Raw genomic sequence first — 6,573 nt, forward strand, 5'->3', positions numbered from 1 at the left:
AACTGTGTTATTGTCTTGTAACTTTAGTGTGTTAAACTTTTTTTATGAAAGATAAAGTATATGTATTAGACACAAATATCATTTTACAAAATATTCAAAATCTTTATAAGATATCTGACAATAAAACAAATCATATTGTAATCCCAGAAACTGTTTTATTAGAGCTTGAAGATAAGAAAAAATTAACAAATGAACTAGGGTTTTATTCAAGAGAGTTTGCTAGATTACTAGCCAAAATGAAAATAAAAGAAGTTGATTATAAAGCAGGTTTTAAAGTTGTAAAGTTTTTTAATGATGAACTTAACTTACATATCATTTCTAAAGATAACTATGATACACAAATTGAACAAATTCATATAAGTGAAAGCAATGATAAAAGAATAATTGAAGTAGCTTCAATAGCTCAAGAATATTATAAAGGTTATCAAACTATCTTTTTATCGCTAGATGTTTATGCAAGAACTTTTGCCTTATTTAAAGGTCTTAAAACAGAAACACTCCATGAAGACAAATCAACTGTACCTACTTTTGAATTTATAAAAAACTTAACTTTAGATTCAAGTTATTTTAATACTTTAGATAAAAAAGATATTACAAATATAGATGAAAACTATTTATATGAAAATTTTTCATATAGTTTTGAAAGTCATGATGGAAATAATACTTATGCAATTATTTATAATAATAAAATAGATACTTTAAAAGAGAATGATTTTAAATCTTTGACTGTAAAACCTGTGAATCTAAAACAAAAACTATTTACCAAAGCAATTTTATCAAATATGTATGAACTCTTAGTAATAGATGCAAAAGCTGGAAGTGGGAAAACTCTTATGTCAATAGTAAGTGCCATGAGACTTATTGATATAGGATTATACGATAAAATCGTATATGTTCGAAACTCAATAGAATCACTTGATAAAGGTGCTGATATTGGATATTTAGCAGGGAATGATGAAAAATTTAGAATTTATAATATGGCATTACAAGATACTTTAGAATTTATAGCTAAAAAAAAGCTAAAAAAAAGTGAAAATACAGATAATAAAGAATCAATTGAGTCAAAAATAAGTGAACTTCAGTCAAAATACTGTATTGAAACTCTATGGCCAGGAGAAGCTAGAGGCCGAACTCTTTCTAGTTCAATTGTTATTATGGATGAGTGGCAAAACTCAAGTGAAAAAACAACACAACTAATTCTTTCAAGACTTGACGAATCTTGTATGGCTATAGTAATTGGTTCAAATAGACAAATTGATAATTTATATTTAAATAAATACAATAACGGTCTTACAACTTTATTGAAGCAAACAAATTATAAACATGAAGAACTTAATATGTTTGCCATAGAACTTGATAAAGCAGTAAGAGGAAAATTTGCTCAATTTACAGAACGAATTTTTGAAAAGAAAAAAGAGAATTAATAAGGATTTAAAATACAAAATAGATTAATAAATGATACTATCTATAATCATATAGAGTATACAAAGTTAGAAGATAAATTATTACAAACAAAAATAGTAAATAGATTACAGTTTATTACACAAAATGCTTTAGCATATTTTTCTTACCCATCTATTACAACAAAGAGATTTATACATTCTTTAGGAACTATGCATTTAGCTTCATTTATGTTTAAGAACTCACTTTTAAATGCAAATAAAAAAACGAAAAATGATTTTTTGGACTCACTTAAAGATGTAATATTAAAAATCATAGAAGAAGAGGCATTATTACTTGATTTTAAAGATATGGAGTATTTTGATAACAAAGCTTTATATCAATTTAATATTCCTACAAAATCCAAAGCTCACAGGGTTTCATATTGTATTGTTTTACAAACAATTAGAATAATTGGATTATTACATGATGTTGGACATCTTCCTTTTTCTCATCAAATAGAGTATGCCTTAAAAAAGGTCTATCACAAAATACTAGAAAAAGAAATAAACAAAGAAGCTTTATTAAAAAAAGAACTTGAATTCAAAATCAAATATGAAGAGATTACAGAAAACTCACAAGAAGTACTTCATGAAGCCATAGGAAAAAATCTTTTAACACTTCTTTTTGATTATGAAGTTGAAGATTTACTAAAAAAGACAGTTGATAAAGAGTATATAAAACTTATAAAAAAACTATGTTTACTTATTTTAGAAGAGAAAGTTTATAATGGTTTTGATTTTAAAGTTTTACATAATTACATAGATAGTACAGTTGATGCAGATAGACTTGATTATGTAAATAGAGATATGCTTGCTAGTGGTTATATTACAGGCCCGAGTGATCATATTAGAATCACAAAACAAACTGTTTTAGTAGAACAAAACAGTTTGTTTTATTTAAGCTTTTTTGATATGTCTTTAATTGATATTGAACACATGTTAGAAATGAGATTTAATCTTTATAAAAAAGTAATCTACAATCATGGTATTGCAAAAACAGATGCTCTACTGGAAAATGTAGTTCTATATTTATCAAACAACTATTTTAATGATAAAATAAAATCAGCTAATAACGAAGATAATATTTCTATGCTTTGGAATTATAATGAAGATAAAGATGTAGAAAAGCAACTTGATACAATCTCAATGTTAGATGAAAACTGGCTAATATCACTATTTAAAAAAGAGTATTTTTATATAAAAGATAAAAAAGTTTTAACAGCTCAAGATAAAAAATATCTTTATTGCTTTGAAGATGTACTTTTTGGGAAAAGAAGATTTAATTCACACTGGAAGAACCTTAATGAGTTTTATAAAGAATTAGGTTTTCAAACTGTACAAAGATATAAATTTAGAGAAAGTTTTGGTTATATTACTGAGAATCGAGCAAAAACTTTACAAAAAGAGCTTGATGCTTTTATAAAAAAATGGGAAAATGAAAAAGAAGAACTATTCTTTACTTATCAAATTGTATCTTTTAAAATAGGTGTTCAAAAAGACTTTTGCTTATATGATGGAGAAACACTAATCAATTTAGATGAAATTTCAACACTTAGAAAAAGACTTAAACACTCTATGTTAAATACTGTACCTTTTTATATTTATTCAAATAAAAAAAATTTAAGTGAAGCAATGAAAAAAGAACTTAAAGAGATTATATTAAAGATATTCTCTTAAGTTCTTTGAACTTTTTTATTTGATCAAACAACCAACAATCACTAAACATTATTTTTATACAATATAGACTATTTTTTTGTAGGGGATTTAATTATGTTTAATAATTTAAGTTTTAGTAAGAAGTTATTATTTAGTGTTTTAGGTGTATTAGTATTTTTATCTGCTATTTCAACTTTTCTAATTTCAAGTAAAGTATTTAGTGAAACCCAAATGATTTCAAAAGATTATATGAAAGAACTTGGATATAAAAATGCCCTTGAAATTAAAGCAGATATTGAGAAATCTGTAGTTCTAATCAAAACATTTAGTGCTTCTTTAGAAACTGCTTTAAAAGAAGATGTAATGTATTCAAAACCTGTCCTTGTAGAACTTATGAGTTCTATTTTAGAAAAAAACCCATATATTGTGGGAGTTTGGACTTATTTTGAACCAAATACATTTTATGAAAATATCCCATCTATGGCAAATAGATATGCCCATGATGAAACAGGAAGATTCTCACCTTATGTTATGAAAAATAACGAAGAAATAAACCTAGTTTGGCAATATCCTGTATTAGAAAACAATATATGGATTACAAAACCTAAAGAAACAAAAAAAGAGTATATCACTGAACCTTACAAATTTAATGTAAATAAAAAAGAAGTTTTAAATACAACAGTTTCAGTTCCTATGTTTAATAATGGAAAATTTGTAGGCGTTGTAGGAATTGATATTTCTCTTGATAAAATAGTACAAAGAATTTCAAAGCTTAAGATTTTAGATAATGGATATGGATATATATTAAGTTCTAAAGGAACAGTTATTTCTCACCCAAATGAAAAACTTTTAGGTAAAAATCTTTTAGAAATTTCAAAAACAAACAATAGTAAAAAAATCATAAAAAGAATTAAAGAAAACCAAGATTTTTTCTTTGATGAAAAGTCTTTACATAATAATCAAGATTCATTTAACTACCTTACATCATTTATGATTTCAAATTCAGATGTGAACTGGGGATTTGGACTTTCTGTTCCCAATAGTGAATATTTACAAAGTGCTTTTATTATCAAAAACTTCTCCATTTTTGCAGGTATAATAACTACTATTTTAATAGGTTTAGTTGTATTTTATGCTACAAGAGTTTTAAATACTAAACTAAATACTATTCAAAATGGACTAGATGACTTCTTTAAGTTTTTAAATAAAGAATCAAATAGTGCAAAACAAATCCTTATAACTCAAAATGATGAGTTTGGTCAGATGGCAAAAAACATTAATGATAATATTTCAGAAATAAGTAAAAATATAAAAGAAGAGAACATTTTAATTAATAATGTAAAAGATGTAGTAAACAGTGTAAAAGAAGGACATTTAAATAAAAGAATTCATAAAGAGTCTAATACTCAATCTTTAAACGAACTAAAAACACTTATAAATACAATGCTTGAAAACTTACAAAAGTTTATGGGGAATGATATTAATCAATTATCAAAGGTTTTAAATAGTTATTCTAAAAATGACTTCACTCCTAAATTAAATGAAGAAAATAATGGTGAAATTGGTAAGCAAATTATTTCTATGAATAAAATGATTACAGATATGTTACTTTCTAACCAAGATGATGGAGTGATTTTAAAAGAAAGTTCATCAAAATTAACAACTGATGTAAGAGTATTAAATGAAAATGCTCAAAAACAAAATAATGCTTTAAATGAAACAACAGAAGCAATAAATGATATTTCAACAACAATTTCACATACAAGTACAAGAGCAAAAGAAATGTCAGATATTTCTTCTTTTACAAAAGAATCATCATATAAAGGTAAAGATTTAGCTTCAAAAACAGCTACATCTATGGATGACATAAACGAAAAAGTAAAAGCTATAAATGAAGCTATTACTATTATTGATCAAATTGCTTTCCAAACAAATATTCTTTCACTAAATGCGGCAGTAGAAGCAGCAACAGCTGGAGAAGCAGGAAAAGGATTTGCTGTTGTTGCCCAAGAAGTAAGAAACTTAGCTAATAGAAGTGCTCAAGCTGCAAAAGAGATTACAGCTTTAGTACAAAGTGCATCCTCAAAAGCAGATGAAGGTAAACAAATAAGTGATTCACTTATAGAAGGATTTGAAGACTTAGAAGAAAAAGTAACACAAACAAATCATCTTATTGATGATGTAACAAATGCAGCAAAAGAACAAGAGAGAAAAATAAGTTTTATTGATGACATAGTTAAAAAACTTGATTCCTATGCACAAGAAAACACAAAAATTGCTCAAAAAACAGACGATATTGCTAAACAAACAAATAACATAGCTTCAAAAGTAGTTCAAAATGTAGCTAAGAATAAATTTGAAGGTAAAGAAGTTTAATTCTTTTCTTTCAAATTGAAATACTTTTTTTAATCTAACAAAAATTAAGATAAAATCTCAAATAAAAACAGGATACTAGATGATATTAGGAAACTGTCCATATTGTGATGGGATTGTAACTTCAAAAAAAATTACAGCACAAGGTAAAAGTACAAAACTTTATTCATGCCAAAATGCAAAAAAAGAATACGATGAGAGTGAACAGTATGTTTTTACTGCTGACTCTACATGCAGATTTAGAGTCTATTCAAATGCTTTTTTAAGATGGAATAAAAGAAGTTTTAGTGAAAGAGAAATGAAAAAACTTTTAAAAGATGGTCAAATAGTAGTAAGACTTCATGGAAGAAAAGGAACAAGTGAATATTTTAAATATGTAATTAGTGATGAAGAGTATGGTGTATCTATTTTATGGGATGAAGAGGTTGATGAAAAAGATACTTTTTAAATCAATTTTAAAAAAATACTAAAATAACATTTTAAATTAAAGAATATAGAATATATATTTATATATAATAATATCTTAAAAAATTATTAATAAGGTATATTATATGAACTATCTAAAAAAATCCATTTTACTTATCTTTGTACTACTAACTATAACTGCTTGTAGTGAAAGTAAAAGTGTAGAAATAAAAAAAAGTAATTATGATATAAAGCAATGTAATAAAGAAAGCTATACAAAAGAAGATTTAGAAGATTATAAAAAACTTGTAGAACAAGGAGAGATACAAGGGTATAACTGTATTGGTATTTATTATATGAGAGCAAAGGATTATAAAAATGCAAAAAAGTATTTTTATAAAGGAAAAGAAAAAGGAAGTTTAGAGTCTTATGCTCAAATAGGAAGTTTATATAGACACTTTTTAAATGATAATAAAAAAGCTGTAGAGTATTTTACAATAGCAGCAAATAATGGACATGGAAAAGCTGCACATAATTTAGGTGTATATTATGATAAAAACTTTGCATATAAAAAAGCTTTAAAATGGTATGAGAAGTCTTTTAATAAAGGTGATACCTATTCTCTTTTAGCAATGGCTCATGTTTATAGAAAACAAAAGAATTATGAAGAAGCTATAAAAACTTTTAAAAAAGCTGG

General features: G+C 25.2%; 5 protein-coding genes. All 5 read left to right on the forward strand.

Annotated elements, in window-relative coordinates; all coding sequences use genetic code 11:
* Positions 1–44 precede the first annotated feature (44 nt).
* Complete coding sequence (locus ACH5BK_RS13435; protein ID WP_404308253.1) at positions 45–1,424, forward strand: PhoH family protein; 1,380 nt, start codon at positions 45–47, stop codon at positions 1,422–1,424.
* Positions 1,425–1,613: 189 nt separating this feature from the next.
* Positions 1,614–3,119: an HD domain-containing protein gene (locus ACH5BK_RS13440; RefSeq protein WP_404308255.1), complete on the forward strand. Its 1,506-nt coding sequence runs from the start codon at positions 1,614–1,616 to the stop codon at positions 3,117–3,119.
* Positions 3,120–3,212: 93 nt separating this feature from the next.
* The gene (locus ACH5BK_RS13445) at positions 3,213–5,474 is read left to right on the forward strand and encodes a methyl-accepting chemotaxis protein (protein WP_404308257.1); all 2,262 of its coding nucleotides are present in this window, start codon (positions 3,213–3,215) and stop codon (positions 5,472–5,474) included.
* A gap of 79 nt (positions 5,475–5,553) precedes the next feature.
* Positions 5,554–5,919, forward strand: a complete 366-nt coding sequence (locus tag ACH5BK_RS13450; protein ID WP_404308259.1) for a hypothetical protein — start codon at positions 5,554–5,556, stop codon at positions 5,917–5,919.
* Between the two features lie 103 nt (positions 5,920–6,022).
* Positions 6,023–6,573 (forward strand): tetratricopeptide repeat protein (locus ACH5BK_RS13455; protein WP_404308261.1); only part of this gene is annotated, 551 nt, incomplete at its 3' end.

It is taken from the genome of Arcobacter sp. YIC-80 (assembly GCF_044841725.1).
Classification (GTDB): domain Bacteria; phylum Campylobacterota; class Campylobacteria; order Campylobacterales; family Arcobacteraceae; genus Arcobacter_B.